Source organism: Burkholderia sp. AU39826 (assembly GCF_020419965.1).
GTDB lineage: Bacteria > Pseudomonadota > Gammaproteobacteria > Burkholderiales > Burkholderiaceae > Burkholderia > Burkholderia semiarida.
This window is the reverse complement of record NZ_JAIZQG010000004.1, coordinates 62170-76359: the sequence shown is the minus strand read 5'-3', so window position 1 is coordinate 76359 and position 14190 is coordinate 62170. Positions and strand designations below refer to the sequence as shown.

Here is a 14190-nt window from a genome sequence, read left to right as displayed (position 1 = left end):
GGAACTCGCGGCACGTTCGCGCGGCCTAAGCAACCGCTGTCGGCCGATCGGGCCGGCTGTCGTTTTTTCGTCGCGCGGCACGCCCGCGTCGCGCACGCGTGATCCGCGTGCGCGCCCTCGCACAAGGAGTCCAACAATGACCAAGAAATCCGCACTCGCGCTGTCGCTCGCCCTCGCCGCCGCCGTCCCCGTCGCGCTGACGCTCGCGTCGCCCGCCGCACACGCCCAGACGGCGAACCCGCACTTTCCGGAGCCGGCGGGTGTGTTGTCGCTCTCGTCGCAGGCGAGCGCCGACGTACCACAGGACATCATCCACATCACGCTGTTCTACGAGCAGCAGGCCAAGGACCCGGGCAGCCTCACCGCGCAGTTGAACCAGCGTGCGGACGCGGCCCTGTCGCAGGCCAAGGGCGTATCGGGCGTCACCGCGCACACGGGCGCGTTCTCCGTATATCCGAGCACCGATCGCGACGGCAAGATCTCCGCATGGCGCGGCCGCACCGAGGTTGCGCTCGAATCGCGCGATTTCGCCGCGGCGTCGAAGCTGGCAGGCCAGTTGTCGAACCTGATGCAGGTCGCGAACGTCGAGTTCTCGCTGTCGCCGGAAGCGCAGCGCGCGGCCGAGCAGAAGCTCACGACCGAGGCGATCAAGTCGTTCCGCGCCCGCGCGGACGAAGCCGCGAAGGCGTTCGGCTACAGCAGCTACACGATCCGCGACGTGAACGTCGGCAGCGGCCGCAACGTGCAGCCGTACCCGCGCATGATGGCGATGGCCGCGGCGCCGATGGACAGCGCGAAGATGAGCGCGCCGATCGCGGTCGAAGGCGGCAAGGCCACCGTGTCGGTCACCGTCAACGGCTCGGTGCAGATGAAGTAACGCGCATCGCGCAGTCGCCGAAACGCAAAACGCCGGCCCGAGGGCCGGCGTTTTTCATCCGCATCCGGTATCGATGCTCGCGCCGATCCCGCGTGCATCGATACCGCGTCATGCAGCCACCTCGTGCAGCCACCTCATGCGGCCGCATTCGCGTTCGCCGCGCGGCGGCGATACGCCCAGACCATCATCGCGATACCCGCGACGATCATCGGCAACGACAGCCACTGCCCCATCGACAGGCCGAGCGCCAGCAGACCGAGGAAGTCGTCGGGCTCGCGCGCGAACTCGACCGTGAAACGTGCGAGGCCGTAACCGATCAGGAACAGCGCCGATATCGCGCCCATCGGCCGCGGCTTGCGCGCGAACAGGAACAGCACGAAGAACAGCGCGATACCTTCGAGCGCGATTTCATAGAGCTGCGAAGGATGGCGCGGCAGCATCTGGTATTGCATGAACACGTCGGCGAGATGCCACTTCTCGACGAGTTCCGGATGTTTCGGCAGCCATGCCGCATCGTCGCGCATCGCGCCCGGGAACAACATCGCCCACGGCGCTGTCGGATCGGTCACGCGGCCCCACAGTTCGCCGTTGATGAAATTGCCGAGCCGCCCGGCCGCGAGCCCCGTCGGCACCATCGGCGCGACGAAATCGGTGACCTGCAGCCAGTGTCGCTTGCGCTGCCACGCGAACAGCGCCATCGCGAGCGTCACGCCGAGGAAGCCGCCGTGAAACGACATGCCGCCTTCCCACACCTTGAACACGTCGAGCGGATGCGAGAAGTAGAAATCGGCCTTGTAGAACAGCACATAGCCGAGCCGGCCGCCGAGCACGGTACCGAGCACGCCGTAGAACATCATGTCGTCGATGTCCTTCGCGGTCCAGCCCTGCGCCGCGACGTGCGGCAGCTTCAGGCGGATCCGGCCGACGACGATCGCCGCGATGAAGGCGACGAGATACATGAGGCCGTACCAGCGCACGGCCAGCGGCCCGAGATGGATCGCTACGGGGTCGAAATTCGGGTGAATGATCATGGGTTAGCGAAGAAGTTTTCGAATACGGTGCGGCCGTCGCACACATGCAGGACCGCGCATTGGACGGCGATCGCGCGCCGTCGTTCACGTCACGTGGCGAGGCCCTGCGCGCGCACGACGTCGATGAAGCCGGCGAGCACGGGGCTCACGTCGCCGGTGCGCCACACGAGGCCCGTCTCGACGACCGGCGCCACGCCGGCGAGCGGCCGGTAGACCACGCCGGTGCGCCGCAGGTTACGCAGCGATTGCGGCACGAGTGCGACGCCCATGCCGGCCGACACGAGGCTGACGATCGTCTGCATCTGGATTGCCTCCTGGCCGATGCGCGGGGGTTCCCCCGCCGCGCCGTAGCAGCCCGTAATGATGTCATAAAAGCCGGGCGCCAAACGACGCGGAAAGATCACGAGCGGCAACGCGGCGACCTCGGCGAGCTGCACGGGCGCGTCCTCGGGCGCGTCGGACGCCCCGGCCGGCATCGCGACCACCAGCGGCTCGCGCACGACGGGCAGGTACGACAGCCCGGCCGCATGACGCGGCGGCACGGGCGGAATCACGAGCCCGGCGTCGATGCGCCCGGCGACGAGTTCGTCGATCTGCACGTCGCTCGTCGCTTCCGCGAGCTGCAGCCGCACCTGCGGATAGCGCGCGCCGAACGCACGCAGCAACGACGGCAACAGCCCGTAATCGGCGGTCGACACGAACGCGAGCGACAGCGAGCCGGCCTCGCCTCGCGCGAGCCGCCGCGCGAGCGGCGGCAGCGCATCGGCCGACGCCAGCAGCCGGCGCACGTCCGGCAGCAGCGCCGCACCGACCGCCGTCAGCGCCACGGAGCGCTTGGTGCGCACGAACAGCGCGACGCCGAGCGCATCCTCGAGCGCGCGGATCGCCTGCGACAGCGGCGGCTGCGTCATCGACAGGCGCTCGGCCGCGCGGCCGAAATGGCGCTCGTCGGCGACGGTCGCGAAATAGCGCCACTGGCGCAGGTCGGGCGTGGGTTCGGCCATGTTCATCTCATTCGCAAAACGACTTAATAGGCGATGAATAATATATTGGACATCCCAAACCGGACACTCCATTCTTGACTGATCCGAACCGGCACGCCGTTCGCGCCGGCGTCGCCAAAACAACGATGGAGCTCCCCATGTCGTACAACCGCCGCTCTAAAAACATCACGCAAGGCGTGGCCCGTTCGCCGAACCGCTCGATGTATTACGCCCTCGGCTACCAGAAGGACGATTTCGACAAGCCGATGATCGGCATCGCCAACGGCCATTCGACGATCACGCCGTGCAATTCCGGCCTGCAGCGGCTGTCGGACGCGGCCGTGGAGGCCGTGAAGGCGGCCGGCGCGAATCCGCAGATCTTCGGCACGCCGACGATTTCGGACGGCATGTCGATGGGTACCGAAGGCATGAAGTACTCGCTCGTGTCGCGGGAAGTAATCGCCGATTGCATCGAAACCTGCGTGCAGGGCCAGTGGATGGACGGCGTCGTGGTGGTCGGCGGCTGCGACAAGAACATGCCGGGCGGCATGATCGCGCTCGCGCGCCTGAACGTGCCGGGCATCTACGTGTACGGCGGCACGATCCGCCCGGGCAACTGGAAAGGCCGTGACCTGACGATCGTGTCGGCGTTCGAGGCCGTCGGAGAGTTCACCGCGGGCCGGATGTCGCAGGAGGATTTCGAAGGCGTCGAGAAAAACGCGTGCCCGACGTCGGGTTCGTGCGGCGGCATGTACACCGCGAACACGATGAGCTCGTCGTTCGAGGCGCTCGGGATGTCGCTGCTGTATTCGTCGACGATGGCGAACCCCGACCAGGAGAAGGTCGATTCGGCCGCCGAATCGGCGCGCGTGCTGGTCGAGGCGGTGAAGCGCGACCTGAAGCCGCGCGACATCATCACGAAGCAATCGATCGAGAACGCGGTGTCGGTGATCATGGCCACCGGCGGCTCGACCAATGCGGTGCTGCACTATCTCGCGATCGCGCACGCGGCCGAGGTCGACTGGACGATCGACGACTTCGAGCGCATCCGCAAGCGTGTGCCGGTGATCTGCGACCTGAAGCCGTCGGGAAAGTACGTCGCGACCGACCTGCACCGGGCCGGCGGGATTCCGCAGGTGCTGAAGATCCTGCTCGATGCGGGGCTGCTGCACGGCGACTGCATGACGATCACCGGCCGCACGATCGCCGACGAACTGAAGGACGTGCCGGCCGTGCCGCGCGCGGATCAGGACGTCATCTTCCCGATCGACCGTGCACTGTACAAGGAAGGCCATCTGGCGATCCTGAAGGGCAATCTCGCGGAAGACGGCGCGGTCGCGAAGATCACCGGCCTGAAGAACCCGGTGATCACGGGCCCGGCGCGCGTGTTCGACGACGAGCAGAGCGCGATGGACGCGATCCTCGGCGACCGGATCCGCGCGGGCGACATCCTCGTGCTGCGCTACCTCGGCCCGCAAGGCGGCCCGGGCATGCCGGAAATGCTCGCGCCGACCTCCGCGATCATCGGCAAGGGGCTCGGCGAATCGGTCGGCTTCATCACGGACGGCCGCTTCTCGGGCGGCACCTGGGGCATGGTGGTCGGCCACGTCGCGCCGGAGGCATTCGTCGGCGGCACGATCGCGCTGGTGCAGGAAGGCGATTCGATCACGATCGACGCGCACCGGCTGCTGCTGCAACTGAACGTCGACGATGCGGAACTCGCGCGCCGCCGCGCCGCGTGGCAACAGCCGGCGCCGCGCTATACGCGCGGGGTGCTCGCGAAATTCGCGGCGCTCGCCCGGCCGGCGAACCAGGGGGCGGTCACAGGCTGATACGGGGCGCGCACCGCATACGACCCCGATAAACGGCGCGGCCGGGGAACGCGCAAAACGTGCTTCCCCTTTGCTTCTATAATGCGCGGACCATGAAGCCGGCCGTCCCCGCCGGCGGAGAACCGCATGAAACAGACGATATTGCGCGTGCTGCTCGCCACGCTGCTGACCGGCAGCGCTGCGGCGGCCCGTGCCGACCAGGCCGGCGGGCTCGCGCTGGCGCAACGCAAGAACTGCATGGCCTGCCATGCCGTCGGCAAGCCGCTGATGGGGCCGTCGTTCCACGACATCGCCGGCAAGTACGCGGCGCGCGGCGACGCCGTCGATTATCTGGCGCAATCGATCGTGAAAGGCAGCGTCGGTGTATGGGGCAGCGTGCCGATGCCCGCCAATACGCAACTGACGAGCGCCGAAGCGCACACGCTTGCCCAGTGGGTGCTGTCGGTACGCTGACGCGGATACCCGCGCGGCGTGCCCATGCCGTGCAGCGCGTCGCAGGCCGGCGGCCCTGACCGGCGGACCGGCGCCTCACCGCCGGCTTCGCAGGCCCTTACCGGGCCGCTCCCTCTTTTTCACCGTCGCGAACGAGGGCCGTTCAGCCGGCATGACCGGCGCGACGGCGGGCGATTTCTTCATCGACCGCATCGCGCACCCAGTCCATCACCTCGGTTTCCAGTGCAAGTGCGACTTCGCGCGTGACCTGGCCGACCAGCCAGGCCGAATGTTCATGCAGCGCATCGCGACAACGCGCTTCGATGGCCTCGCGCCCCGCCCCGGTCAGATAGTTCGTCAGGCGATGGCGCAGCCGTTCGGCGATGTGCTGCGCATCCTCGGGCGTGAGCGCGGCCGCGGCGGGTGCGTCCGGCAGCGGTGCGGTGCCCGACGGGCCCGCGTGCGGCACTGCCGTCTCGGGCGCGTGCACGGCCGCCTCGCGCGCAATCGCGGCGAACGTGGGCTGCGGCAACCCCTCATCGACCAGCGACGAGCGCAGCGGCGCCGTCATCGCCGCCGCCTCTTCGGCAACCACGTGCCCGGCGGCGCCCGGTTCGGCCGGCGCATCGGTCTCGCCCGCATCCGCAGGCGTCACCACGTCTCCCTGCAACTCGACAGCCGGGACGTGCGGCGTCGGCACGGGTTCGACGACGACGGATTCGGGGTCGGCTTCGATTTTCGGGGGAGCCGGCGCGGCGCCTGCGCCGGGGACGATCACGTCGGTGAGCACCGGAATCGCCGCGCTGTCGTGCGGCAGGGGTGCGGCCGACGCGGACACGGCGGCCGATGCGGACGAGCGAGCCGGCGCCGGCTTGCCCGGCACCAGCACGTCGGTCAGCGTCGGGATCGAGGATGAATCGGCTTCTGTCACGGGAACACTCCGTCGACGGTTGCGGCTAGCCGCCCTGCTTGTAATTGTTCAGCGCGTAGCCGCGGTCGCGGTAGAACCGGTAGCGGTCGCGGCCCGCGGCCAGCTCGTCCGGCGCGTTGCCGACCACTTCGAGCAGGCGCTCGAAGCGGGCGAACTGCGCGGGCACGGTCGCGCCGAGGTTCAGCAGCACGTGGTGATGCGGCGCGCGATCGAGATCGGCGGCCAGCACGATCGGCGTGCCGGCTGCGTGCTCGCTGTCGACGCCGCAATGCGGGATGAAATCGAGCGGCGAGAACGTCCAGAGCCGCTCGTCGAGCGCGCGCAGGCGCGCGGGCTCGGCGAGCACGACGACCGGCTGCCCGGCCTGATAGGCCTTGCGCAGCAGCCGGCACGCATACGCGAGCGAATCGCCGACGTTCGAGTGGAAATCGATCCGCGTCATTGCCCGCGCACCCGCTGCGTCGTCGGTACCGCCATCACTGGCCGGCGCGGTCGATCAGGAACTGCGCGAGCAACGGCACCGGACGGCCCGTCGCGCCCTTCGCGGCACCGCCCTTCCATGCGGTGCCCGCGATGTCGAGGTGGGCCCACGGATAGCTCTCCGTGAAGCGCGACAGGAAGCACGCCGCGGTCACCGCGCCGGCCGGACGCCCGCCGATGTTCGCGAGATCCGCGAAATTCGACTTCAGCTGCTCCTGGTACTCGTCGTCGAGCGGCATGCGCCATGCCGGGTCGTTCGCCTCGCGCGACGCGTCGAGCAGTTCGCCCGCGAGCGCGTCGTTCGTCGAGAACAGCCCGCTGTTGTGGGCGCCGAGCGCGATCACGCACGCGCCCGTCAGCGTCGCGACGTCGATCACGGCGGCCGGCTTGAAGCGCTCGGCATACGTGAGCGCGTCGCACAGGATCAGGCGGCCTTCGGCGTCGGTGTTCAGCACCTCGATCGTCAGCCCCTTCATGCTGGTGACGATGTCGCCCGGCTTCGTCGCGTTGCCGCCCGGCATGTTCTCGCAGGTCGGCACGATCGCGACGACGTTGATCTTCAGGCCCATCTCGGCGACCGCGCGGATCGTGCCGAGCACCGAGCCCGCGCCGCACATGTCGTACTTCATCTCGTCCATGCCCTCGCCCGGCTTCAGCGAGATGCCGCCCGTGTCGAACGTGATGCCCTTGCCGACCAGCACGACCGGCGCGGCCTTCGCGGCCGCGCCCTGGTAGTGCAGCACGATGAACTGCGGCGGCTCGACCGACGCGCGCGCGACCGACAGGAACGACCCCATCTTCAGCGCCTGGATCTGCTTGAGCCCGAGGACTTCGGCCTTCAGGCCCCAATCCTTCGCGATCTTCTTCGCGGTGTTGCCGAGATAGGTCGGCGTGCAGACGTTGCCCGGCAGGTTGCCGAGATCGCGGGTGAGATCCATCCCGTTCGCGAGCGCGACGGCCTGCTTGATCGCGACCTTCGCGGCCTTCTCGTCCGCCGGGTCGACGCTGAACACGACGCGCTTGAGCGTGTGCGACGCCGGTTCCGGCTTGCTCTTCATCTGCGTGAAGCGGTAGGTCTCGTTGCGCAGCGCGAGGATCGCGGCGCGCACGCCCCAGTCGGAGCTGCGCTCGTCGACCGGCAGCTGCGCGAGCGAGAACGTGACCTGGACGACCTTGGTCGCCAGCAGCGCGCGCCACGCGGCGGTGACCGCGTCGTTATAGGCTTTCTGATTGAAAGCATCCTGCTTGCCGAGCCCGACGAGCAGCACGCGCGACGCGCCGATGCCCGATACTTCGTGCAGGAACAGCGTCTTGCCGCGCTTGCCGTCCATGTCGCCGGCCTTCACCACGCGCGAGATCAATCCCTTGGTGGCCGTGTCGATGTCGAGCGCCGCGCCCGACAGGGTCTGCGCCTCGAAGATGCCGAGCACGATGCAGTCGGACTTCCCGGTCAGGAACCCCTTGGCCTCGCCTTTGCTCCAATCACAGCCTTTTATGCTAAAGTCCATCGCGCTTGTCCTCGGATAAAATCTGGGCTAAGGATGAAAGCCGCAATTATCCGCTATTTTTCCCGTGGCGGCGCGAGCGCTCCACCACGCGTGCGCAGCCTCCCGCCCTCTTCTCATCAAGAATGATCTTCGAACGCTCCCTCCAGCGCGAGCTTGCGTATACGGCTGGCGCCGTGTTCATGGTGCTGCTCACGATCATGCTCACGACGATGATGATTCGCATCGTCGGCTACGCCGCGTCCGGCGAAATCGATCCGCGCGACGTGCTCGTGCTGATCGGCCTGACCGTGATCGGCTACCTCGCCGTGATGCTCGTCGTCACGCTGTTCGTGTCCATCCTGTTCGTGCTGACCCGGTGGTACCGGGACTCCGAAATGGTGGTGTGGCTCGCGTCGGGCGTGAGTCTCACGCGCCTCATCAAGCCGATCGGCGTGTTCGCCACGCCGATCATCCTGCTGATCACCTTCTTCGCGTTCGTCGGCTGGCCGTGGTCGAACCAGCAGAGCAAGATGATCAAGGCGCGCTTCCAGCAGCGCGACGAGATCTCGCTGCTCGCGCCGGGCCAGTTCCGCGAATCGGCCGCGAATCATCGCGTGTTCTTCATCGAGAAGATGTCGCCCGACCAGAGCAAGGTGCAGAACGTATTCGTCACGTCGACGGAAAACGGCAAGCTCAACGTGGTCGTGTCGCAGACGGGCCACACGGAAACCTCGAAGGACGGCGATCGCTTCGTCGTCCTCGAGGACGGCCGCCGCTACGACGGCACGCCCGGCCAGCCGAACTTCAAGATCATGGAGTTCGAGCGCTACGGCGTGAAGATCACGAGCAAGCCGGTCGTCAACGTGCAGACCACCAACAGCACGCCCACCCCCGACCTGCTGCGCAACCCGACGCGCGACAACCTCGCGGAATTCGCGTGGCGCGCGGGGCTGCCGCTGATCGCGATCAACCTGATGGTGCTCGGCATCCCGCTCTCGTACCAGAACCCGCGTCGCAGCCGCACGATCAATCTCGTGATGGCCGTGCTGATCTACCTCACGTACTCGAACCTGCTGAACGTCGTGCAGGCGCAGATCGAGCAGGGCAAGATGTCGTTCGGCGTCGGTCTCGTCGGGCTGCACGTGCTCGTCGCGGCGATCGTCGCATTCATTTTCTGGTTGCGCGTGCGCAATCGTCCGCTGTTGACACGCGCGCTGTTCGGCCGCTCGGGAGCATGATCGATGCGGCTCTATGAAAAATACTTCGCGCGACAGATCTACGTCACGTTCATCTTCATCCTGTTCGCGTTCTCCGGCCTGTTCTTCTTCTTCGACCTGATCAGCGAGCTGAACTCGGTCGGGCACGGCAACTACAAGTTCGGCTACGCGGTGCTGCGCGTCGCGCTGCAGACGCCGTCGCGCTTCTACGAGATCATCCCGGTCGCCGCGCTGATCAGCGCGATCTACGTGTTCGCGCAGATGGCCGCGAACTCGGAATTCACGATCTTCCGCGTGTCGGGCCTCGCGACCAACCAGGCGCTGCGCTCGCTGCTGAAGATCGGCGTGCCGCTCGTGATCGTCACCTACCTGATCGGCGAATTCGTCGGGCCGTACGCGGATCAATTGTCCGAGCGCGTGCGGCTGCAGGCGCTCGGCGCGTCGGTGTCGTCGAACTTCCAGTCGGGCGTGTGGGTGAAGGACACGCTCGCGGCCCGCGAGAACGGCGAGCAGGTCACGCGCTTCGTCAACGTCGGCAGCCTGTCGCCCGATTCGACGATCAGCAACGTGCGCATCTACGAATTCGATTCGAAATTCCAGCTGCAGAACGTGCGGATCGCGCAGACCGGCCGCTACGAGCCGCCCGGCCACTGGCTGCTGACGGGCGTGACCGAAACCGAGCTGACGCCGATCAAGCCGGTCAGCGGCCAGCCGGCCGATGCGCTGAACCCCGTGTACCGGTCGCAGCAGGTGTCGCTGCCCGAATACCGGCTGCGGTCCGACCTGACGCCGCAGATCCTGTCGGTGCTGCTCGTGTCGCCGGAGCGCATGTCGATCATCAACCTGTTCCGCTACATCCAGCATTTGCGCGAGAACCAGCAGGACACGCAGCGCTACGACATCGCGCTGTGGCGCAAGCTGCTGTATCCGTTCGCGGTATTCGTGATGCTTGTGCTGTCGCTGCCGTTCGCGTACCTGCACACGCGGGCCGGCGTGGTCGGCGTGAAGGTGTTCGGCGGCATCATGCTCGGCATGAGCTTCCAGCTGCTCAACACGCTGTTCTCGCACATCGGCACGCTGAACACGTGGCCCGCGCCGCTGACCGCCGCGACGCCGGGCCTCATCTATCTCGCGCTCGGCCTGTTCGCGCTCAAGTGGGTCGACCGGCACTGAGCGCCGCGTCGCGACGGAGGCTTCGACATGCATTCGCACGGTATCGTCCTGTTCGGCCACGGCGCCCGCGATCCGCGCTGGGCCGAGCCGTTCGAGCGGCTCGCCGCGCGGCTGCGCGGCGCCGGCTCCCCTGCCACGCAGGTGTCGCTCGCGTTCCTCGAACTGATGACGCCGTCGCTCGGTGAGGCCGTGGCCGCGCAAGCCGCGGCCGGCTGCACGCGCATCACCGTGGTGCCGGTCTTTTTCGGCCAGGGCGGCCATGTGCGCCGCGACCTGCCCCAACTCGTCGACGCATGCCGCGCCGCGCATCCGGGCGTCGACATCCGCTGCGCGACGGCCGTCGGCGAAGACGACGGCGTGCTCGACGCGGTCGCGCGCTATTGCATCGAGCAGATCGATCGCGACGCGTGAGCGAAGCGGCGAGCCGTAGCGGCAAGCCCAAACAAAAAAGCGCTGGCTTCGGTAGCCAGCGCTTTTTTTCACCTATCGGACCCATCGCCGCATCGCCTGTCACGCGGACCGCTCCGCCGACTCAAGCGGCATTGCGCAACGCGTCGCCCTCTTTCGCGATCCGTACGCGTTCGGCGAACGCATCGCCGATCATCAGCAGGCTCGGTTCGGCCGGGTCGAGCCACGCCTGCGCGTCGCCCGCGGCCATCTGCGCGAGCGTCAGCGTCAGCGTGCGCTCGCGCGCGGTGCTGCACGCCTCGACGATCGCGACCGGCGTCGCGGGTGCACGGCCCGCGTCGATCAGCTGCTGTGCGATGCCGGGCGCGCTGTCGCGGCCCATGTAGTAGACGATCGAATCGGCGCGCGCGGCCTCGCGGATCTCGTCGCTGCCCGGTGCGCGGCTGTGCGTCGCGAACGCGACGCTGCGCGACACGCCGCGCAGCGTCAGAGACCGCTTCAGCGTCGCCGCGCCGGCCAGCGCCGCGGTGATGCCCGGCACGACCTCGTAGTCGATGCCTGCCGCCTCGAGCGCGCGCATTTCCTCTTCCGCGCGGCCGAACAGCATCGGATCGCCGCCCTTCAGCCGCACGACGCACGCATGCTCGCGCGCCGCGTCGACGATCTGCTTGTTGATGAAGTGCTGCGCGGTCGAACGCTGCCCGCAGCGCTTGCCGACGGCGATCTTGCGCGCGTTCGGCGCGTAGTCGAGCATCGCCGGCTCGACGAGCGCGTCGTGCAGCACCACGTCGGCCTGCTCGAGCAGCCGCATGCCGCGCACCGTGATGAGGTCCGCGGCGCCCGGCCCTGCTCCGATCAGATACACCTTGCCCATGTTTGTCGCTTCGCTAGTCGTGCTCATGCTCATGCGGATGCCGGCCGGCGCGCGCCGCCGCGTGGGCGGCGCTGAACGCCGGTCATGCCGCTCATGCGCGTTATGCCGAGAACGCCCGGATCATGCCGGCGGCGACCGTGTGATGCGTCGCCTCGTCGATCAGCACGAACGCGCCCGTACCGGGGTGCGCATCGTACGTGTCGCAAACGATCGGCTTCTGCAGCGTCAGCGCCACGCGGCCGATGTCGTTCATCTTCAGTTCCTGACGATCGGTCGCGTGCGACAGCGTATGCACGTCGAGCACCTGCTTGACCGCGCCGATCTTCGCGAACACCGTGCTGGTGGTCTGCTTCAGCAGGTACTTGCGCTGCGGCGACAGCGGCGCCTCGTCGAACCAGCACAGGTCGGCCTCGAGCTTCTTCGCCGGCTCGACCGGCTCGGCGGTCGTGACGAACATGTCGCCGCGCGACACGTCGACGTCTTCCTCGACGCGAATCGTCACCGTCTGCCCCGCGAATGCATGCGGCACGGCCGCGGTGCCGCCCGGCACCGGTGCGATGATCTCGGCGACCGTCGCGGTGCGGTTCGACGGCAGCACGACGATCGTATCGCCGACCTTCACTTCGCCCGACTCGATCCGGCCCATGTAGCCGCGGAAATCGTCGGCCGAGCTGCCGTCCTGGCGCGCGACCCACTGCACCGGGAAGCGCAGCGCGTCATGCGCCTGCGTCTCGACCGGCAGCGACTCGAGCACGTCGAGGAGCGGCTCGCCCGCGTACCACGGCATGCGCTCGCTCGCGCCGACGATGTTGTCGCCCTTGAGCGCCGACACCGGCACGAAGCGCACGTCGGTCAGGCCGAGCTGCTTCGCGAGCGCGACGTACGCATCGCGGATCTCGTTGAAGCGCGCCTCGCTGTAGTCGACGAGGTCCATCTTGTTGATCGCGACGATCACGTGCTGCAGCCCGAGCAGCTTGACGATCGCGCTGTGGCGCTTGGTCTGCGGCAGCAGATCGGCGACGCCGTTCTCGATCGTCACGCGCGTCGCGTCGATCAGGATGATCGCCGCGTGCGCGGTCGACGCGCCCGTGACCATGTTGCGCGTGTACTGCTCGTGCCCCGGCGTGTCGGCGATGATGAACTTGCGCTTCGCGGTCGCGAAGTAGCGGTACGCGACGTCGATCGTGATGCCCTGCTCGCGCTCGGCTTCGAGGCCGTCGGTCAGCAGCGCGAGGTCGAGCTCGTCGCCGACCGTGCGCTTGTTCTTCGCGCGCGACAGCGCGGACAGCTGGTCGGACAACACGGCCTTGCTGTCGTACAGCAGGCGGCCGATCAGCGTGCTCTTGCCGTCGTCGACGCTGCCCGCGGTGATGAAGCGCAGCACGCCGAGGTCTTCGGTGTTCTCGATGATGCTCATGATGTGAATGTCCTCGTGTGCTTCAGAAATAACCTTGCTTCTTGCGCTGTTCCATCGCGGCTTCGGACGCCTGGTCGTCCATCCGGGTCGCGCCGCGCTCGGTGATCTCGGTCACCGCCGTCTCGGCGATGATCTTCTCGACGTCGTCCGCGTCGCTCTCGACCGGGCACGTGCAGCTGATGTCGCCGACCGTGCGGAAGCGCACCTGCGCGAGCTCGCTCGTCTCGCCGTCACGCATCGGCGTGAGCGGCGTGACCGGCACGAGCAGCCCGTTGCGGCGCACGATCTCGCGCTGGTGCGCGTAGTAGATCGACGGCAGTTCGAGGTTCTCGCGCGCGATGTACTGCCACACGTCGAGCTCGGTCCAGTTCGAGATCGGGAACACGCGCAGATGCTCGCCCTTGTGCAGGCGCGCGTTGTACAGGCTCCACAGTTCCGGGCGCTGGGCTTTCGGATCCCACTGGCCGAATTCGTCGCGGAACGAGAAGATGCGCTCCTTCGCGCGTGCCTTCTCTTCGTCGCGGCGCGCGCCGCCGATCAGCGCCGTGTAACCGTGCTGCTCGATCGTCTCGAGCAGCGTGACGGCCTGCGCGGCATTGCGCGAATCGGTTTCGCGGCGCAGCACGACCGTGCCGCGCTTGATCGAATCCTCGACGTGGCCGACCACGAGCTCGGCGCCGAGCTCCTGCGCACGGCGGTCGCGGAAGTCGATCACTTCCTCGTAGTTGTGGCCCGTGTCGATATGCACGAGCGGGAACGGCAGCGTCGTCTTGCGGTTCGCGCCGAGGCCGAACGCCTTCAGCGCCAGATGCAGCACGACGACCGAATCCTTGCCGCCCGAGAACAACAGCGCCGGCTTGCTGCATTCGGCCACGAGTTCGCGCAGGATGTGGATCGACTCGGCTTCGAGCCAGTCGAGGTGGCCCATGCGGCTGTCGGCGCCGGCGGGCGGGGCAAAGGCGGATTGCTCGAGCGTCGTGCTCATGATTTCAGTCCTTCTCTTCTGGGTTCGTGCCGCCCGCTGTCGCGGGCGGCGCAATATTCGGTT

14 protein-coding genes are annotated in these 14190 nt (G+C 67.7%); 6 read left to right on the top strand and 8 right to left on the bottom strand.

Features of this window, described 5'->3' with window-relative positions; translation table 11 throughout:
• The first annotated feature begins 136 nt into the window (after positions 1-136).
• A complete protein-coding gene (locus LGM42_RS11440) occupies positions 137-877 on the top strand; it encodes an SIMPL domain-containing protein (protein WP_059576741.1) in 741 nt (246 codons plus the stop codon).
• Between the two features lie 134 nt (positions 878-1011).
• Here LGM42_RS11440 and lgt read toward each other — a convergent pair whose 3' ends face one another.
• Together lgt and LGM42_RS11430 are read right to left on the bottom strand one after the other, a co-directional pair.
• A complete protein-coding gene (gene lgt / locus LGM42_RS11435) occupies positions 1012-1908 on the bottom strand; it encodes a prolipoprotein diacylglyceryl transferase (RefSeq protein ID WP_059576743.1) in 897 nt (298 codons plus the stop codon).
• A gap of 89 nt (positions 1909-1997) precedes the next feature.
• On the bottom strand, positions 1998-2912 hold the full coding sequence (locus LGM42_RS11430) for a LysR substrate-binding domain-containing protein (RefSeq protein WP_226232252.1): 915 nt from the start codon (positions 2910-2912) through the stop codon (positions 1998-2000).
• Positions 2913-3049: 137 nt separating this feature from the next.
• On the opposite strand from LGM42_RS11430, the gene ilvD reads away from it, so the two are divergent.
• Both ilvD and LGM42_RS11420 read left to right on the top strand, forming a co-directional pair.
• Positions 3050-4723, top strand: coding sequence for a dihydroxy-acid dehydratase (ilvD, locus tag LGM42_RS11425; protein ID WP_226232251.1), 1674 nt, complete (start codon positions 3050-3052; stop codon positions 4721-4723).
• A 126-nt stretch (positions 4724-4849) separates the two neighbouring features.
• Complete coding sequence (locus tag LGM42_RS11420; RefSeq protein ID WP_059576751.1) at positions 4850-5176, top strand: c-type cytochrome; 327 nt, start codon at positions 4850-4852, stop codon at positions 5174-5176.
• 142 nt (positions 5177-5318) lie between these two features.
• On the opposite strand, the gene LGM42_RS11415 is transcribed toward LGM42_RS11420, so the two are convergent.
• Genes LGM42_RS11415 through LGM42_RS11405 form a run of 3 tightly spaced genes read right to left on the bottom strand, consistent with a single transcriptional unit; the run spans position 5319 to position 8074 of the window.
• On the bottom strand, positions 5319-6086 hold the full coding sequence (locus LGM42_RS11415) for a DUF2486 family protein (protein WP_226232250.1): 768 nt from the start codon (positions 6084-6086) through the stop codon (positions 5319-5321).
• 25 nt (positions 6087-6111) lie between these two features.
• Positions 6112-6528 carry a DNA polymerase III subunit chi gene (locus LGM42_RS11410; RefSeq protein WP_006484796.1) on the bottom strand — a complete coding sequence of 139 codons (417 nt, stop codon included), beginning with the start codon at positions 6526-6528 and terminating at the stop codon, positions 6112-6114.
• Between the two features lie 34 nt (positions 6529-6562).
• Entirely contained in the window at positions 6563-8074 is a 1512-nt protein-coding gene (locus LGM42_RS11405) for a leucyl aminopeptidase (protein WP_060010213.1), read from the bottom strand.
• A gap of 122 nt (positions 8075-8196) precedes the next feature.
• Here LGM42_RS11405 and lptF point away from each other — a divergent pair, with 122 nt between their 5' ends.
• The 3 genes from lptF to LGM42_RS11390 are packed head-to-tail and all read left to right on the top strand — an operon-like array spanning position 8197 to position 10854.
• A complete protein-coding gene (gene lptF, locus LGM42_RS11400; RefSeq protein WP_059576759.1) occupies positions 8197-9291 on the top strand; it encodes an LPS export ABC transporter permease LptF in 1095 nt (364 codons plus the stop codon).
• Between the two features lie 3 nt (positions 9292-9294).
• Positions 9295-10443 (top strand): LPS export ABC transporter permease LptG, encoded by a 1149-nt coding sequence (gene lptG / locus LGM42_RS11395; protein WP_059576762.1) that lies wholly within the window; start codon positions 9295-9297, stop codon positions 10441-10443.
• A 27-nt stretch (positions 10444-10470) separates the two neighbouring features.
• On the top strand, positions 10471-10854 hold the full coding sequence (locus LGM42_RS11390; protein WP_060311876.1) for a sirohydrochlorin chelatase: 384 nt from the start codon (positions 10471-10473) through the stop codon (positions 10852-10854).
• Positions 10855-10975: 121 nt separating this feature from the next.
• Here the strand turns inward: LGM42_RS11390 and cobA are convergent, their stop codons facing one another.
• The 3 genes from cobA to cysD form a co-directional block, all read right to left on the bottom strand.
• Positions 10976-11725, bottom strand: coding sequence for a uroporphyrinogen-III C-methyltransferase (gene cobA / locus LGM42_RS11385; protein WP_059576768.1), 750 nt, complete (start codon positions 11723-11725; stop codon positions 10976-10978).
• A 100-nt stretch (positions 11726-11825) separates the two neighbouring features.
• On the bottom strand, positions 11826-13142 hold the full coding sequence (locus LGM42_RS11380; RefSeq protein WP_059576771.1) for a sulfate adenylyltransferase subunit 1: 1317 nt from the start codon (positions 13140-13142) through the stop codon (positions 11826-11828).
• Positions 13143-13164: 22 nt separating this feature from the next.
• A complete protein-coding gene (cysD, locus tag LGM42_RS11375) occupies positions 13165-14127 on the bottom strand; it encodes a sulfate adenylyltransferase subunit CysD (protein ID WP_059576774.1) in 963 nt (320 codons plus the stop codon).
• Positions 14128-14190: the final 63 nt, after the last annotated feature.